This window comes from Desulfovibrio faecalis (assembly GCF_053570625.1).
Map to the genome: position 1 here is coordinate 2,397,343 of NZ_JBRBQR010000001.1, position 16,074 is coordinate 2,413,416.

Consider the following 16,074-nt stretch of genomic DNA (forward strand, 5'->3'; position numbering starts at 1 on the left):
TTTCAAGTGATATGAAGCCGTCCGCGCGCCCAAGACTGACAATAATTCAAAAACGAAAAAAGCTCCTACGATTTTTCGTAAGAGCTTGCTTTCTTGATTGGCGTCCCCAAGGGGATTTGAACCCCTGTCGACGGCGTGAAAGGCCGTTGTCCTGGGCCGGCTAGACGATGGGGACGCGCTGTGAAGGGTGTATCTACGGCAATAGGGGGCAGGTGTCAAGCGACTTTTTAAAATTGGCATAAAATTCAGCGGTCAGGGGCTTCCCAATGGTCATATTCAGAGCTGGGAGTTCCCTAATCCTGTTGCGCCTCTAATCTGTTGGCTGCTATCACATGAACCAGGGGCGTTTGCTGATATCGTAGCCTATTGCGCCGCCAAATCAGTTAGACCGTTATCTGATCTGCTCCTCTTGCCCGCAAAGCCCATCCTTCCACTCCCCCACTATATCCAAGCCAGCTTTCCAGCCCGCGCAAGAGTCCTCCCCCCGGCAGCCCTTTCTTGCGGCTAGTAACCCCCTGACGGATTGCATGTTTGCCCCGGCCTGAGGTATAAGCACGGCATGCAAAAATCCAGCAATACATCTCCCCGTCCCGGCACCGTGTCGCGCTCTCCCGCTAACGCAGACAGCCACCGCGAAGAGCAGCTGCGCCTTTTGTTGGATCTTTCCAATGTGGTCAATTCCGCCACGGATGTGGGGGTTGCCCTGAACAAGGCGCTCCAGCTTATGGCAGAGCATCTGCACATGATGCGCGGCGCAATCACGCTTATTTCGCCCAACAGCGGCGAGATCCGCATTGAGGCTGCCTACGGCCTCAAACCCGCTGAGGCCCGCCGGGGCCGCTACGTGCGCGGCGAGGGTATCACCGGGCGCGTGATCGAAACCGGGCGTTCCATGTACATATCTAATGTATCTGAAGAGCCCCTGTTTCTGAACCGCACCCGCTCTCGCGATCTGGGCAAGGAGGGGATTTCGTTCATCTGTGTACCCATCTGCCTTAACGACCAGGTTGTGGGCGCGCTATCGGTTGACCATCTGCTGGTGGACGATGCCACGCTTGAAGACGAAATGCGCCTGCTTACCATTATATCAACCCTGCTTGGGCATGCGGCCCTTGAATCGCAGGGCCGCATGGATGAAGAAGCCTCCTCGCCCCTTAGGCCGCGCGGCTTTGTGGGCAATTCTGAAGTGATGCAAAAGGTCTACGCGCAGATTGCGCAGGTGGCCCCGTCCAGCACCACAGTTTTTTTACAGGGGGAATCCGGCACGGGCAAAGAACTGGCTGCGCGCTCCATCCATTCGGGCAGCACACGCGCCAACAAGCCTTTTATTTCGCTCAACTGCGCCGCATTGCCAGAAAACCTTATTGAAAGCGAACTGTTCGGCCATGAACGTGGGGCCTTTACCGGCGCAAACGCCACGCGCAAAGGGCGCTTTGAGCTTGCCAACGGCGGCACGCTGTTTTTGGACGAAGTTGGCGAGCTTTCGCTCATGACCCAGGCAAAATTGCTGCGCGTCTTGCAGGAAAGGGCCTTTGAGCGTCTTGGCGGCATGGAAACGCATTATGTTGATGTGCGTTTTATCACCGCCACCAACCGCGATCTGGAAAAAATGGTAGAGGAAGAAACCTTCCGCCGTGATCTGTTCTACCGCCTCAATGTCTTCCCCATTTTCCTTCCGCCCCTGAGTTTCCGGCCAGAGGACATTCTGCCGCTGGCAAACCACTTTATCAAAAAATACGCGCTGGCCAACGGTCGTAATAACGTGCGCCTCTCCCTTTCTGTCATGGATATGCTGCAACGCTATACCTGGCCGGGCAACATCCGCGAACTTGAAAACGTCATGGAGCGCGCCGTGTTGCTACTGGGCCGCGAGGGCCTTGTGTTGCCCCAGCACTTGCCCCCTGCCCTGCACGGCAGCCGCGTTGCGGCAAGTTCCGGCCTCACGCCCGGGCTGATCCGCCAGGGGCTTTCCGGCAGTTTGCAGGAGCAGCTGGACGAGCTGGAACGCGCATCAATCACCGAAGCGCTTGAGTTCAGCCAGGGCCAGATGGGCAAAGCCGCCGCAAGCCTTGGATTGACGGAAAGAATCATGGCCCTGCGCATGAAAAAGTACGGCATAACCTACAAGGCTTTTCGCCCCGTATACCGTAAGGACGAAACCGAGTAGATTCTCGTTTTCTACAAAACGGTAATTTGAAAAATGGCCAGTATTTGCTTCAAAAATAAATTTTTCATAATTTATTTCAGTATGTTATTAAAGAAGATCACCAGCATTACAAAGATGTACCAATAATTTCTACATTTTTGCATTTTTTTGATTTTTTTATATAACACACCGAAATAACACAATTATTAAAGACATCCCCCTAGCGCTACGAAACGGCGCTTCGGGGGGTGTCTTTTTTTCTACATCAACGTAGAAATATTCCATCGGCGCCAACACCCTGCAATTCTTCCCGTCTGCCCATAAAAATAAAATCATTCATAAAATCATACTGTTACACAATTGAACCCCGCAGTGAAACACATTTGGCACACTTCATGCCTAAGCAGGGTATTGCTGCGGCATTGTGCCGCAGTGTGGGCATGGCGCCAGCCCACGAGGATGAGGTTCTATTAAACGCGGAACGGAACGACGGAAACCAGCCTGCTGCACTGTGCGGCACCCTGCCTCCCTCGCCGGTCCGAACTACGCTGAAGGATGTCCGTATGAACGCCTCGGATACTGCATTTATTTTGATCTGCGCCTCCATGGTCATGCTGATGACCCCGGCGCTGGCCCTCTTTTACGGTGGCCTGGTTCGCTCCCGCAATATCCTGTCCACCCACATGCACAGCTACGGCGCGCTGGCTCTCATCTCCGTATTATGGGCCGTTGTGGGTTACACTCTGGCCTTTGGCGAAGATGTTGGCGGCATTATCGGCGATCTTTCTTACCTCTTCCTCAAAGGCGTGGGCGGCGAATCGGCTCCTGCCGCCACCCAGCTGCCCCACACGGTTTTTATGGGGTATCAGTGCATGTTTGCTGCTCTTACCGTAGCCCTTATTTCCGGTGCCTACGCTGAGCGCATCCGCTTCTCCGCCATGCTTGTATTCTCTGGTTTGTGGTTGCTCTTCGTCTACTCGCCCATGGCCCACTGGGTCTGGGGCGGCGGCTGGATGAGCAAGATGGGCGCTCTGGACTTTGCTGGCGGCGCAGTTGTGCACATGTCTTCCGGCGCGGCGGCTCTTGCCTGTGCCCAGGCTCTTGGACCGCGGCTTTCCACTGGCAGCTCGCATGCAACGCCTAACAACCTGCCCCTTACCCTGCTTGGCGGCGGCCTGTTGTGGTTCGGCTGGTTCGGCTTCAATGCTGGCAGCGCCCTGGTTTCCGGTCCTCTTGCTGGTCAGGCCCTTGTAACAACTCACATGGCTTCCGCCTGCGGTATTCTTGGCTGGATGCTCGTTGAATGGATTCGCACTGGCAAGCCCACAAGCCTTGGCGCCATCTCCGGTGCACTGGCGGGCCTCGTGGCCATCACCCCCGGCGCGGGCTTTGTGGAAGTGCTGCCCGCCATGCTGATCGGTTTTGTTGGCGGCATCATCTGCTACGGCGGCGTGCTCCTGAAGAACAAGTTCGGTTACGACGACGCCCTTGACGTGGTCGGCATTCACGGCATCGGCGGCACCTGGGGTGCGCTTGCCACCGGCCTGTTCGCCTGCGCGGCCATCAACAACTCGGACGGTCTGTTCTACGGCAATCCTGAGCAGGCCTGGATCCAGATCGTGTCCATTGTGGCTACCTGGGGTTATTGCTACATAGTTTCCCGGATAATCCTCTATGTGGTTGACGCGGTTGTCGGCCTGCGGGTTACGCCTGAAGAGGAATTTACCGGTCTCGATTTGAGCGAGCACAACGAACGCGGCTACTCCTTGTAGTCCAACGGGAAACAGCAAAGGAACGACCTATGAAAAAGCTTGAAATCATCATCCGGCCCAGCATGTTTGACAAGGTTAAGGACGCGCTTACCGACATGGGCATCCACGGCTTGAACTACGTTGAAATCAAGGGCTTTGGTCGCCAGCGCGGGCACACTGAAGTGTATCGCGGCACCACCATGCAGGTTGACTGCCTGCCCAAGATCAAGGTCGAGGTCGTGCTGCACGATGACATGCTGGAAACTGTTCTGAATGCCGTGGTGTCCATCTCCCGCACAGGACAGGTTGGCGACGGAAAAATTTTCATCAGTGATGTGATGGATGCCATCCGCATCCGCACTGGTGAGCGCGGCGATGAGGCTCTTTAGTCGGGCTATGCCTGATTCTAGCAACAACATGAGAAAGGAGACGAGGGTATGAGTTCCCCCCGTAAAAAGGCTTTGTTCAAAGCAGTGAACACTGCACCGGTCATCCCCACCAGCGCTGATGAAATAGGCCGCAGCGCGGAAGACATCTTTGGCCGCTACGTGTTTGGCCTGGCCACCATGCGTAAGCGCCTTCCCAAGGATGTGTTCAAAAAGCTGGCCAAGACCATCCGCGACGGCGAACGCCTGAACCCCGAAATCGCTGATGTTGTCGCCAACGCCATGAAGGACTGGGCCATCGAGAACGGCGCCACGCACTACACGCACTGGTTCCATCCCATGACCGGCCTCACTGCCGAAAAGCATGACGCCTTTCTGTCGCCCACCATTGATGGTCAGGTTATCAGCGAATTCTCTGGCAAGATGCTGATCAGCGGTGAGCCGGACGCCTCCTCCTTCCCTTCCGGCGGCATCCGCTCCACGTTTGAAGCACGCGGCTATACCGCGTGGGATCCCTCCGTGCCGGTGTTCATCATCCCCGCTCCTTACGGGGCCACCCTGCACATTCCGACGTACTTTTACTCATACTCGGGCGAAGCTCTTGACCGCAAGATCCCGCTCATTCGCTCCATATCGGCCCTGTCGCGTCAGGCCATGCGTATTCTCAAGCTCTTCGGCAACACCACGGCCAGCTATGTGCGCGCCAACGTCGGCCCCGAGCAGGAATACTTCCTGGTGGACAAAAACCTGGCCGCCCTGCGCCCTGACCTTCTGATGGCTGGCCGCACCCTGATTGGCGCCACCTCGCCCAAGGGTCAGGAGATGGAAGACCACTACTTCGGCTCCATTCCTCCCCGCGTGATGAGCTTCATGCAGGATCTGGAAAACGAGCTGCGTTCGCTGGGCATCCCGGCCAAGACCCGCCACAACGAAGTGGCCCCCGGCCAGTTTGAAATCGCCCCTGTGTACGAAGAAGCCAACATCGCCTGCGACCACAACATGCTCTGCATGAACATGATGCGTCACATGGCTGGCAAGCACGGTTTTGTATGCCTGGTGCACGAAAAGCCCTTTGCGGGCGTGAACGGCAGCGGCAAGCACAACAACTGGTCCATCAGCGATTCTGATGGCTCCAACCTGCTCAACCCCGGCTCCACGCCGGTGGACAACGCCCAGTTCCTGGTATTCCTGGCCGCCGTGCTGCGCGCCGTGCACATGCACAGCGCGGCCCTGCGCCTCGGCACCGTGGGCGCTGGCAACGACCACCGCCTTGGCGCCAACGAAGCCCCGCCGGCCATCCTGTCCGTCTACCTTGGCGAACAGCTTACCGATGTGCTTGACACCATCATCAACGGCAAGGGTTCCAAGAACAAGAAGAGCGCGGTCATGGAAGTGGGCGTTTCCACCCTGCCTCCGCTGCCCGTGGATCTTTCCGACCGTAACCGCACAAGCCCCTTTGCCTTCACTGGCAACAAGTTTGAATTCCGCGCCGTGGGTTCCTCGCAGTCCGTGGCTCCGGTCAATATCGCCCTGAACGCGGCTGTTGCCAGCGCTCTGGATGACATTGCCACCGAACTTGAAGCTTCGGTTGCCGGCGGCACCGATCTGAACACGGCCCTGCAGTCCCTGCTGCCCCGCCTGTTCAAGGAACACATGCCCATCGTCTTTAACGGCAATGGTTACGCTGAATCCTGGGCTGAAGAAGCCGCCCGCCGCGGCCTGCCCAACTACAACAACACCGTTACCGCTCTTGAACACTACAGCGATCCCGACGTCATGAACGTCTTCCTGCGTCACGGCATCCTGACCGAGCGTGAAATTCTCTCCCGTCAGGACATCCTGCTGGAAAACTACAGCAAGACCGTGTGCATTGAAGGCAACCTGTTGGCCGACATGATCCGCTCTTCCGTACTGCCGCCCAGCATGGAAGCCCAGACCAAGGCCGCCGATGCGGTTATCAAGACCCGCGCCGTGCTTGGCGACAAGGGCGCTGCAAGCGAAGAGGAATACTTTAACGAACTGCGCGGCCACATTGTCGCACTCCAGAAGGGTGTGACTGTGCTGGAAAAGGCCGTGGAAAAAGCCCAGTGCACCGAAGGCGCGTTGGAACAGGCCAAGGCCGCTCGTGACGGCATCCTGCCCGCCATGGCCGAATGCCGCACCCATGCAGACGCTCTTGAGCGCCTGGTTGAGGACAGCCTGTGGGTTCTGCCCAAGTACGCGGAACTGCTCTGGGCTCACTAGGTCGTTAAGAAATAGTTGGGGGCAGGGGGTCTCATCCCGGGGGGGAAGATGGTCCCCTTGCCTCCGGCCCCTGCGGTTCTGCCGCAGGGAGCCACAGGCCTCGCCGTTCGCCGCAACGGACGGCGAAGGCCAGTGGTCATCAAGCGGAGAGTCTGGCGGCTCTCCGCTTTTTTTGCGTCTTAAATCGCCGCCGCACGTTGGATTCACGGCAGGTGCGCCGCACTGTGTTTACTTTTGCCTTGAATCAGAATAAATACTTATTTGTGATACTGCCAAGATAATTATGGGCAGCCTGTTTCGGCCCCCCGTATGATAAGGAGTATATATGGCTGCAACACTGCGCTTTACAAAAATGCAGGGCATCGGCAACGATTATGTCTATGTGAACGGCTTTGAAGAACGTGTCGAGAACCCCAACGACCTTGCCCGACAGATCAGTGACCGCCATTTCGGCGTCGGGTCTGACGGTCTCGTACTGATTCTGCCTTCCGGCACTTCAGACGTGCGCATGCGCATGTTCAATTCTGATGGTTCCGAGGCTGAAATGTGCGGCAATGCCATCCGCTGCGTGGGCAAATATGTTCACGACCACGGCATCCTTTCCAAGGATGTTATCCGCGTTGAAACCCGCGCCGGGGAAAAAATCGTCCGGTTGCTGTTTGAAGGCGGCGAGGTTTGCGGCGCAACGGTTGATATGGGCGAACCCGTGCTGACCCCGGCCAACATTCCCGTGCTGGTCGAGGGCGACACAAGCGCCCAGCGCTTTGTGGCCCGCCCTGTCGAGGTTGACGGCGCTGGCTATGATATTACCGCAGTTTCCATGGGCAACCCGCATGCGGTTGTGTTCATGAAAGGCATAGACGACCTTGATCTGCCCAAGATCGGCCCCAGCTTTGAGCACCACAGGCTGTTTCCGCAGCGCACCAACACCGAATTTGTGGAGGTGATCTCTTCCACCAAGGTGAGAATGCGCGTGTGGGAACGCGGCGCGGGCGAAACCCTTGCCTGCGGCACCGGCGCATGCGCCGTTGCGGTTGCATGCGTGCTCAACAACCTTACCGGGCGCGAGCTTGACGTGGAGCTCAAAGGCGGCACCCTGCACATCCATTGGGACGAAATTTCCAACCATGTCTACATGACCGGCGGAGCCGTCACCGTCTTCACCGGCACGTACCACATCTGATTCAGAGGAATGTGATGACCAGCGTAAACAGCAATTTTCTCAAGCTGCAAAGCAACTATCTTTTTGCGGAAATAGCCCGCAAGGTCGCCTCCTTCAAGGAAGCCAACCCCGAAAAGCGCGTCATCAGCCTGGGCATTGGCGATGTGACCCGTCCCCTTGCTCCTGCCGTTGTTGCGGCGCTGCACAAGGCTGCTGACGATATGGGCGATGCCGCCACGTTTCACGGGTACGGCCCGGAACAGGGCTATGCCTTTTTGCGCGAAATCATCGCGGAACACGACTACAAGGCGCGCGGCGTTGACCTGAGCGCCGATGAAGTGTTCGTCAGCGACGGCGCCAAGTCGGACGTGGGCAATTTTCAGGAACTTTTTGCCGCTGACAGCATTGTGGCTGTGACAGACCCAGTCTACCCCGTCTATGTGGATTCCAACGCCATGGCGGGCCGTTCCGGCGAATTTGACGGCAAGCAGTGGGACAGGCTCGTGTACCTGCCCTGCCTCAAGGAAAACGACTTTGTGCCGGACTTTCCCAAAACCCGGCCCGATATCATCTATCTGTGCTACCCCAACAACCCCACAGGCACTGTGCTTTCGCGTCAGGCGCTTCAGGGTTGGGTGGACTACGCCCGCCGCGAAGGCTGCGTCATTCTGTATGACTCCGCCTACGAGGCATACATCACCGACAGCTCTGTTCCCCACAGCATCTACGAGCTTGAAGGCGCGCAGGAAGTGGCCGTGGAATTCCGCAGTTTCTCCAAAACCGCCGGCTTCACCGGCCTGCGTTGCGCCTACACTGTTGTGCCCAAGGCGCTTCAGGTCAGCGATGGCAAGGGCGGCAAGGTTGCGCTCAACGGCCTCTGGAACCGCCGCCAGTGCACCAAGTACAACGGCTGCCCCTACATTGTGCAGCGGGCCGCTGCCGCCACCTACAGTCCGGAAGGCCGGGCGCAGGTCATGGACGTTATCCACGGCTACCAGCGCAATGCAGAAAGCCTGCGCAAAGCTGTAACCGGCATGGGTCTTTCCGTCTACGGCGGCGTCAATGCTCCCTACATCTGGGTGAGCGTGCCTGACGGCATGACCTCCTGGGGATTCTTTGACCACGTGCTGAACAATACGGCTCTTGTGTGCACGCCCGGCGCTGGCTTTGGCGCTTCTGGCGAAGGCTATGTGCGCCTGACAGCCTTTGGCTCCCCGGCTGATACAGAAGAAGCCATTAAACGCCTTGCTTCATTGAGCTAGGCGCGCAGCGCACCTCTAGAGCAACGAAACCAAAAGCATCCGAGGCCCACCTCGGTTGCCGTAAAATAGAAGAAAGCCCGTTTCTTGGGGGATGTAATGAGCATCCCTCAAGAAATGGGCTTTCTTGCCGATAAGAATACATACTATTCACGCAAAATTATTTTTACGAAACATCATGGCGAGACAATAACGGCCTGTCGCTGATGCATAATTTCTGCTTCCAGCTTGCCGCATTCTTCAATGGATCGCCTCTTTATCCTCTAAAGGAAAGATTCGCTTGATGTAAAAACAAAAAAGGGCTTACGGCGGTTACCGTAAACCCTTGATTTTGCTGGTCGGGATGGCGCGATTTGAACGCGCGGCCTCAGCGTCCCGAACGCTGCGCTCTAGCCAAGCTGAGCCACATCCCGTTGAGAGAGGGAACATAAGCGAGACTGAGTAGTTTGGCAAGTAATTTTTTATTTGTAAAAAAATAATGCCTGACGTAGCATACAAAAACTAGATAGAGAGAGAATTTTTTGGAGTGAGCTTATCCTATGATCAGTGTCCTCGTGGTTGATGATTCAACCTTTATGCGCAACACCATTACTTCACTTCTTGAGCAGGATTCTGAAATCAAGGTTGTGGGCACAGCCCGCAACGGTCAGGAGGCCCTGGAAAAAGCCGAAGAACTTGATCCTGACGTAATGACGCTTGATGTTGACCTTCCAAGGCTTGATGGCCTTGGAGTTTTGCAGCAGTTGATGAAAAAGACTCCTATTCCCGTGCTGATGGTCAGCTCTCTCACGCAGAGCGGCGCGGAAAGCACATTAAAGGCATTAGAGTACGGCGCACTTGATTTTATTCCCAAAACCATGAGCTGCGACCGGGAGTGTTTTGGGGCGGAACTGCAGCGCAAAGTGCGGGCTATCGCACGGCGTAAAACCATCATCAAACTTAAATACAGGCGCATCAATCAAATTCAGGTTCCAGTTCCACGCCCTCAGCCTTCGCAGCCTGCGGATTATATGCAAACGCCCTGCACCGGGCCGCGCGATCTGGTTGTAATCGGCGTATCCACCGGCGGGCCGCCAGTGGTGCAAAAGATTCTTTCGGCACTGCCTGCGGATCTTCCGGCCTGCATACTTATTGCGCAGCATATGCCAGCGGCTTTTACAAATCCGTTTGCCAAGCGCCTCGACAGTGTTTGCAAGATCGGCGTTACCGAAGCCCAGGACGGCGACAAATTCAAAACTGGCCATGCGTATGTCTGCCCTGGCGGCAAACATCTGGGTATTCGCATGCGCGGCCCGTTGCCAGAAATCTTTGTTGCAGAAGAACCACGAGATGCCCTTTACAAACCTTCGGCAAACGTGCTTTTTGAAACTGCGGGCAAAGCAATGGGAAGACGCACGCTTGGCGCGATTCTTACCGGAATGGGTTCAGACGGATGCGAAGGGGCCAAGGTTCTTAAAGAGAAGGGCGGCTGCCTCATAGCGCAAAATGAGGCTTCCTGTGTCGTTTACGGTATGCCCAAGGCGATTGTAGACAACAAGCTCGCCAACCTCATTCTCGATGTGGATGATATTGCCAACGCCATCATAACAACGGTCAGAGGCTGACCCCACCGTAGCAGGACATGACTATGAACATGGAAAATCCACAGCACAAAGCAATTCTTGAAGCCCTGAAGTCGGGCGAAAATGACGCGGTTCGTGACGCGGCATTCAGCGCTGGCGATCAGGGCCTCCAGGATGCCGTTCCCATGCTCTGCGAACACATCAAAAGCCCAAGTGTGGGCGTACAGGAAGCAGCGGAATACGCCCTGCGCAAAATTCGCGGGCCTCAGGTGGTTGTAGCTCTGCTGCCGCTCCTGAGCAGCGACGAAGCCCCTGTGCGCAACGTGGCCATGGACATTCTGCGCGAAATCGGCTCGGACAGCATTGAGAGCATTCAGCCCTACCTGCAGCACGACGATGCAGATTTGCGGATATTTATCACAGATATTCTGGGATACTGCCGTACGCATCAGTCCTGTCTGCTGCTCTGCCGCGCCCTGCTTAAAGATCCGGAAGTGAACGTGCGTTATCAGGCTGCTGTGAGCCTTGGCACACTGGCTTTTCCCGAAGCCGTCAACTCCCTGTGCCAGGCCATGCACGATGAGGAATGGGTGCAGTTTGCCGTTGTGGAAGCCCTTGCGAAAATCAAGGACTACTCCGCCGCCAGCGCTCTTGTGAAACTGCTTTCCCAGGCCTCGTCCCTTGTGAGTTCGGCCATTGTGGACGCCCTTGGCGACATGGGCGATGTAAAGTCCATTCCCCTGCTCTTCAGTTCACTTGAAAATGTTCGCGAAGCCCTGCGGCACAAGATTGTCAAAGCTATAGTGCAGATTCTCAACGGACGGGGCTTGTCGCTGCTGGCTGGCAAATCGCAGGAGAGGCTGCGTTCCTACCTGCTTGACGCCCTTACAGACAATGATGAAGACATTTTGCTGGCCTCCCTGCAAGGCCTGAGCGCCATCGGCTCGGACGCGTGCACCGAGGACATCATCAACATGGCCGCCACACTCGACAGGGAACGCCAGGATGAACTCTATGAAGCCGCCATCAAGGCCATAGCCGCCATCGGCTACAATGACTCCGTACGCGATGCCCTGAACAGCGTTGATGAATCGCGCACCCTGCTGGCAATGGAGGCCTGCCATCTTATGGCAGACCGCCGTTGCGTGCCTGATCTCAAGAATATTTTCTGGGATGCCAGCCCGGAACTACAGCGCATGGCAGCAGCGGAACTGGCCCAGCTTGGCGACTGCGCAGACTCCCCGTTCTTCATCACCATCATGAATGATTCAGAAGACGCGGAAGTTCTTAAGAGTGCACTGGTTTTCTTTGGCAACCAGCCCACCTGCCCTGATGTGGAAGACCTTGTCTTCGCCCAGCTGGATCACCGCTATGTGGATGTTAAGGAAATGGCGCTGGAAGCCTGCATCAACCTGCACAGCGCCAAGCTGAACGAACGCTTCAAGGAGCGCGCCAAGAGCGAAGATCCCTTGCAGCGCATGATGGCCGTGTACGCCCTTGGCCGTTACGGCATTGTAGAAAATCTGCCTGAAATAACGGCAGCGCTTGAAGATGAATCGCCCCGCACGCGGCAGGTGGCGGTGGAATCCTTCCAGAGTCTTGGCGAACAGGCCGAGGGATACCTGCCCCTGCTGCTGCCCCGCCTTACAGATGAAGACAAGGATGTTCGCCTTGCAGTAATTGACCTGCTTGGGCAAATCGCTTCCCCAACTGTGCTGCCCTATGTGCTCAATGGGCTTGATGATGAAAATGAATGGGTTCGCATACGCGCCGTTGATGCGCTGGGCATGCACAAGGTAGCCAATGCCGTTCCGCAACTGGCGCAAATGCTTGAGAGTTCAAGCCCCATGGTGGCCCTCAAAATTATTGAGGCTCTTGGTAAGATCGGCGGCAATGTGGCCTTTAGCGTGCTGCTGGGTTTGATGAATCATGAAGACCCGGATATCCAGCATGCAGCGGAAGAAGCGGTGGCAACGATCCAGGCCGAACAGGAGTAGGTATGTCTCAGCCCCCTACGTTATTTCCCAAAAGCCCGCTCGGCTCTGCCCAGAACAGCGGCAACGGCTCATCTGCTGGCGGCGCGACTACTCCCGCAGAGCAACGTCCACGGCTTGGCGTGACGCCAACGCCCGGGGCAGCGCCGGCCGCTCCGACTGCCAGACCAGCTGCGCCCGCTCCGGCCTCGCCATTCAGAACAACGGCTCCTGCCCCTGCAAGCCCGGCGCAAGGCGCAGGCCTGACAGGTTCTGCATTCCGCACACCTGCGGGTGCAGGCGCTGGCACAGGTTTGGGAGGCACATCGCCAGCAGGCGGTTCCACCAGCCCCGTTGCGCCTGCGGCAACGCGACCGCCCCTTGGACAATCTGGAATTGGTCAATCCGGCCTTGGACAATCCGGGCTTGGTCAGACAGCAACCGGGCTGTCTGGTGCGACAACGCGGCCGCCTCTCGGGCAAACTGGGCTTGGGCAAACTGGGCTAGGGCAGTCAGGCCTGGGGCAAACAGCACGGCCTCCGTTGGGGTCGGCCCTGCCCACGCGCACTGCAAGCCCCGCACCTGCTGCGGGCGGCCTTGGAGCCACACGGCCCGCGCAAGCCACACCCGCAACCAGCGCCATGCGCCCACCGCTCACCCCTGCTGCGGCTTTTCGCTCGCCCACGCAAATGGCAGACAACGCCCGCGCAGCATCGCCCTTCCGCAAGGATCTGCAGATATCTGACGAAGAATTTCTGCAACTGCGCGATTTCATCTATCAGCAGTGCGGTATTTTCATTGCTGAAAACAGAAAGTACCTTGTTGAAAATCGGCTTTCAAACCGCATCAAGGAACTGAATCTCAAAAGTTACAGCGACTATTACAACTTTCTGCGTTTTGACGGCAGCCGCCGCACAGAGCTAACAAAGCTTTTTGAAGTGGTGACCACCAACGAAACAAGCTTTTTCCGCAATCCGCCGCAGCTTGAAGTTTTTCAAAAAAGCGTGCTGCCCGACATTCTTGACCAGTGCCGCAAGGCTGGGCGCAAAAAGCTGCGCATCTGGTCGGCTGGCTGTTCCACGGGCGAAGAACCCTACACGCTTGCCATCATATTGTGTGAGGTTCTGAAAAGTGAACTTTCCAGCTGGGACATCAAAATTACAGCCAACGACCTTTCCGAGGCCGTACTGGCCGCTGCCCGCCGGGGTGTTTACAACGATTATGCTCTGCGCACGACCCCCAAGGAAATTGTGGATGCCTACTTTATCAAGGAAGACACGCAGTACAGGGTCAAGCCGGAACTGAAGTCGCTCATTTCCTTTGGGCCCATTAACCTTAATGACAGAGAACAGCTCAAACGCGTTGAAAAATCGCAGATTGTTTTCTGCCGCAACGTTATCATCTACTTTGACGATGAGATGAAGCGCAAGGTCATCAACGCCTTTTACGACAACCTTGAAATCAACGGCGCGCTGCTTATCGGGCATTCCGAATCCCTGCACAACATCAGCCGCGCGTTCCAGCTTGAGCACCACAAGGGAACCATCGTTTACAGAAAAATGAGCTGATGCTGATACCATGTGTGCAAAAGTTCTGGCTATTGCCAATCAAAAAGGGGGCGTCGGCAAAACCACGACATCCATTTCGCTGAGCAGCGCGCTTGCCCGCATGGGGAAAAAAGTTCTTGTTCTTGATCTTGACCCCCACGCCTGCGCCACGCTGCATGCGAGAATATACCCCGAAGGCATCACTTGCAGCCTGCACGATCTTTTTCTTGCGCAGGAAGATGCCTGGCCCGTGATCTGGCCCGATCTTATCCATGTGCAGGCGCTGCCGGGAATGGACGTGGCGCCGGGCAGCATACGGCTTTCAGAGCTTGAAGTTGACTTTCGCGAGCGCCAGGCCAAAGGGAGTGTGCTCCTCCGCAGCCTCACGCATGTGCGCGATGAATACGATTACATAATTCTGGATTGTCCGCCCCATGTGGGCATTCTGCTGGTCAATGCGCTGGTTGCCGCAGACCTGCTGATAATTCCGATCCAGACAGATTTTCTTGCCTTGCACGGACTCAAGCTGCTGTTCGACACGCTGCACACGTTGAACAAGGCCCTGGGCAGGCCCGTACGCTACCGGGCGGTGCCCACCATGTACGACAGGAGAGCAAAGGCCTGCACACGGGTACTTGAACTGATGCGGCGCAAAATGGGGCAATCCATGTTCTCAACGGTCATTGGGGTGGACACGCACTTTCGCGAGGCCAGCGCCCAGGGGTGCACCATTTATGATATCGACGCCCGCTCAAAGGGAGCGCTCGGGTATAATTCGCTTGCAGAAGAAGTGGTAAAACTATGGTAAAAACGCCCGAAGAGTACTTTGCAGACCAATGCCTGGCCGTGCCGCAAGCGGCAGACGCAACGCTGAGCGCTGCGGAACAGGCCTTTGTGCAAAAATATCTGGGCAGCGATGCATTGCAGACCATGCCGGTGCTTGAACCAGAGCAGGTGATGGCTGGCGCAGCAGGAGAAGCAAAAGACCATGCGCGCCCAGCCCATCATGCCGGGCATGCAGAGGCAGAAACCGCCCGGCCTTCATTGCGCACAAGGCTTGCGGCAGAAGAACAGGTACAGATGGTTTCGTTCTATGTGCGCGAACAGGTTTTTTTGCTGCCAGTACCGGTAATTGTTGAGGTACTGCGTTACATGCCGCTGACCCGGCTTCCCATGGCACCGCCCTTTATTGCTGGCGTTGTCAATCTGCGCGGCAAGGTTACGCCACTGCTTCACCTGGATGCATTGCTGACCACAGACCAGACAAAGCGCTATACCGAAAAAAGCTTTATCATCGTTTGCGGCACAGAAGATATGCAGCTTGGCCTTATTATAGACAAAATACACACCATGTACATGGTTTCAAAAGACAGCATCAGCTGGAATATAGAGGCGCAACTTGGCGAAGGGGCAGATTTTCTGTGCGGCCTCGCCAATATCAAGGAGCGCCTCCACGGAATTATCGACCCGGAACTGATTGTCGACAAACTTATTGAAGTCTGATCGTCTGCCCAGCTGAAATAGCACACGCTCCGACTTGCCAATAGTCTGAATAATCTCTAGAGTTCGGTGAAATTTTGTACGGCAGCCAACAACAGACGGACAGGATCACCTATGAAAAAACATATTATGGTCGTAGACGACTCCAAGACTATCCGTAACCTGGTAGCCTTTGTTCTCAAGGGCGAAGGCTTCAAGGTAAGCACCGCTGAGGACGGCCTTGACGCTATTGAAAAGCTTTACAGCCTTGAGCCGGTCGACCTGATTGTTTCGGACGTGAACATGCCCCGCATGGACGGTTTCACGTTTATCAAGACCATCCGCGCTCAGGAAGCCTATAAGGATATTCCTATCATTGTTCTTTCAACCGAAGGGCAGGAAAAGGACATCCAGACCGGCATGAGCCTCGGCGCCAACCTGTATATGGTAAAACCGGCACAGCCTGAAAAAATGGTTCGTAATATAAAGATGCTTCTGGGATAGCCGATAAGAAAGACAGTATGTGTCCAATTCGGACAATAGTGTGCTTTCAGCCATATAAAGG

The 16,074-nt window shown here is 56.1% G+C and carries 12 protein-coding genes and 2 tRNA genes; 12 read left to right on the top strand and 2 right to left on the bottom strand.

The annotated features are described in order from the left end of the window. Positions 1-98: 98 nt before the first annotated feature. Positions 99-175, bottom strand: a tRNA-Glu gene (locus tag ACUZ79_RS10515). A 384-nt stretch (positions 176-559) separates the two neighbouring features. On the opposite strand from ACUZ79_RS10515, the gene ACUZ79_RS10520 reads away from it, so the two are divergent. The 6 genes from ACUZ79_RS10520 (at position 560) to ACUZ79_RS10545 (ending at position 8,951) form a co-directional block, all read left to right on the top strand. Further along, positions 560-2,167 carry a sigma-54 interaction domain-containing protein gene (locus ACUZ79_RS10520; protein ID WP_240825603.1) on the top strand — a complete coding sequence of 536 codons (1,608 nt, stop codon included), beginning with the start codon at positions 560-562 and terminating at the stop codon, positions 2,165-2,167. Between the two features lie 542 nt (positions 2,168-2,709). After that, on the top strand, positions 2,710-3,918 hold the full coding sequence (locus ACUZ79_RS10525; RefSeq protein WP_240825698.1) for an ammonium transporter: 1,209 nt from the start codon (positions 2,710-2,712) through the stop codon (positions 3,916-3,918). A gap of 29 nt (positions 3,919-3,947) precedes the next feature. Continuing rightward, entirely contained in the window at positions 3,948-4,286 is a 339-nt protein-coding gene (locus ACUZ79_RS10530) for a P-II family nitrogen regulator (protein ID WP_022658689.1), read from the top strand. Positions 4,287-4,334: 48 nt separating this feature from the next. Continuing rightward, entirely contained in the window at positions 4,335-6,527 is a 2,193-nt protein-coding gene (locus ACUZ79_RS10535) for a glutamine synthetase III family protein (protein ID WP_240825601.1), read from the top strand. A gap of 325 nt (positions 6,528-6,852) precedes the next feature. Further along, positions 6,853-7,710: a diaminopimelate epimerase gene (gene dapF / locus ACUZ79_RS10540; protein WP_022658687.1), complete on the top strand. Its 858-nt coding sequence runs from the start codon at positions 6,853-6,855 to the stop codon at positions 7,708-7,710. A 14-nt stretch (positions 7,711-7,724) separates the two neighbouring features. After that, complete coding sequence (locus ACUZ79_RS10545) at positions 7,725-8,951, top strand: LL-diaminopimelate aminotransferase (protein WP_227118498.1); 1,227 nt, start codon at positions 7,725-7,727, stop codon at positions 8,949-8,951. A gap of 332 nt (positions 8,952-9,283) precedes the next feature. Here the strand turns inward: ACUZ79_RS10545 and ACUZ79_RS10550 are convergent. Next, positions 9,284-9,361, bottom strand: a tRNA-Pro gene (locus tag ACUZ79_RS10550). Positions 9,362-9,487: 126 nt separating this feature from the next. On the opposite strand from ACUZ79_RS10550, the gene ACUZ79_RS10555 reads away from it, so the two are divergent. The 6 genes from ACUZ79_RS10555 (at position 9,488) to ACUZ79_RS10580 (ending at position 16,013) form a co-directional block, all read left to right on the top strand. After that, entirely contained in the window at positions 9,488-10,552 is a 1,065-nt protein-coding gene (locus ACUZ79_RS10555; protein ID WP_449251565.1) for a protein-glutamate methylesterase/protein-glutamine glutaminase, read from the top strand. A gap of 23 nt (positions 10,553-10,575) precedes the next feature. Continuing rightward, positions 10,576-12,507, top strand: a complete 1,932-nt coding sequence (locus ACUZ79_RS10560) for a HEAT repeat domain-containing protein (protein WP_449251566.1) — start codon at positions 10,576-10,578, stop codon at positions 12,505-12,507. A 665-nt stretch (positions 12,508-13,172) separates the two neighbouring features. After that, positions 13,173-14,051, top strand: a complete 879-nt coding sequence (locus tag ACUZ79_RS10565) for a CheR family methyltransferase (RefSeq protein ID WP_449252176.1) — start codon at positions 13,173-13,175, stop codon at positions 14,049-14,051. 10 nt (positions 14,052-14,061) lie between these two features. Further along, positions 14,062-14,838: a ParA family protein gene (locus ACUZ79_RS10570; protein ID WP_240825595.1), complete on the top strand. Its 777-nt coding sequence runs from the start codon at positions 14,062-14,064 to the stop codon at positions 14,836-14,838. After that, the gene (locus tag ACUZ79_RS10575) at positions 14,832-15,533 is read left to right on the top strand and encodes a chemotaxis protein CheW (protein WP_192111581.1); all 702 of its coding nucleotides are present in this window, start codon (positions 14,832-14,834) and stop codon (positions 15,531-15,533) included. The genes ACUZ79_RS10570 and ACUZ79_RS10575 overlap by 7 nt, the downstream gene beginning before the upstream one ends. A gap of 111 nt (positions 15,534-15,644) precedes the next feature. Beyond that, a complete protein-coding gene (locus tag ACUZ79_RS10580; protein WP_449251567.1) occupies positions 15,645-16,013 on the top strand; it encodes a response regulator in 369 nt (122 codons plus the stop codon). The last annotated feature ends 61 nt before the right edge of the window (positions 16,014-16,074 follow it).

Coding starts and splice junctions, on each gene's coding strand:
- ACUZ79_RS10520 (WP_240825603.1), top strand. CDS start 560: ATGCAAAAATCCAGCAATACATCTCCCCGTCCCGGCACCGTGTCGCGC.
- ACUZ79_RS10525 (WP_240825698.1), top strand. CDS start 2,710: ATGAACGCCTCGGATACTGCATTTATTTTGATCTGCGCCTCCATGGTC.
- ACUZ79_RS10530 (WP_022658689.1), top strand. CDS start 3,948: ATGAAAAAGCTTGAAATCATCATCCGGCCCAGCATGTTTGACAAGGTT.
- ACUZ79_RS10535 (WP_240825601.1), top strand. CDS start 4,335: ATGAGTTCCCCCCGTAAAAAGGCTTTGTTCAAAGCAGTGAACACTGCA.
- dapF (WP_022658687.1), top strand. CDS start 6,853: ATGGCTGCAACACTGCGCTTTACAAAAATGCAGGGCATCGGCAACGAT.
- ACUZ79_RS10545 (WP_227118498.1), top strand. CDS start 7,725: ATGACCAGCGTAAACAGCAATTTTCTCAAGCTGCAAAGCAACTATCTT.
- ACUZ79_RS10555 (WP_449251565.1), top strand. CDS start 9,488: ATGATCAGTGTCCTCGTGGTTGATGATTCAACCTTTATGCGCAACACC.
- ACUZ79_RS10560 (WP_449251566.1), top strand. CDS start 10,576: ATGAACATGGAAAATCCACAGCACAAAGCAATTCTTGAAGCCCTGAAG.
- ACUZ79_RS10565 (WP_449252176.1), top strand. CDS start 13,173: ATGGCAGACAACGCCCGCGCAGCATCGCCCTTCCGCAAGGATCTGCAG.
- ACUZ79_RS10570 (WP_240825595.1), top strand. CDS start 14,062: ATGTGTGCAAAAGTTCTGGCTATTGCCAATCAAAAAGGGGGCGTCGGC.
- ACUZ79_RS10575 (WP_192111581.1), top strand. CDS start 14,832: ATGGTAAAAACGCCCGAAGAGTACTTTGCAGACCAATGCCTGGCCGTG.
- ACUZ79_RS10580 (WP_449251567.1), top strand. CDS start 15,645: ATGAAAAAACATATTATGGTCGTAGACGACTCCAAGACTATCCGTAAC.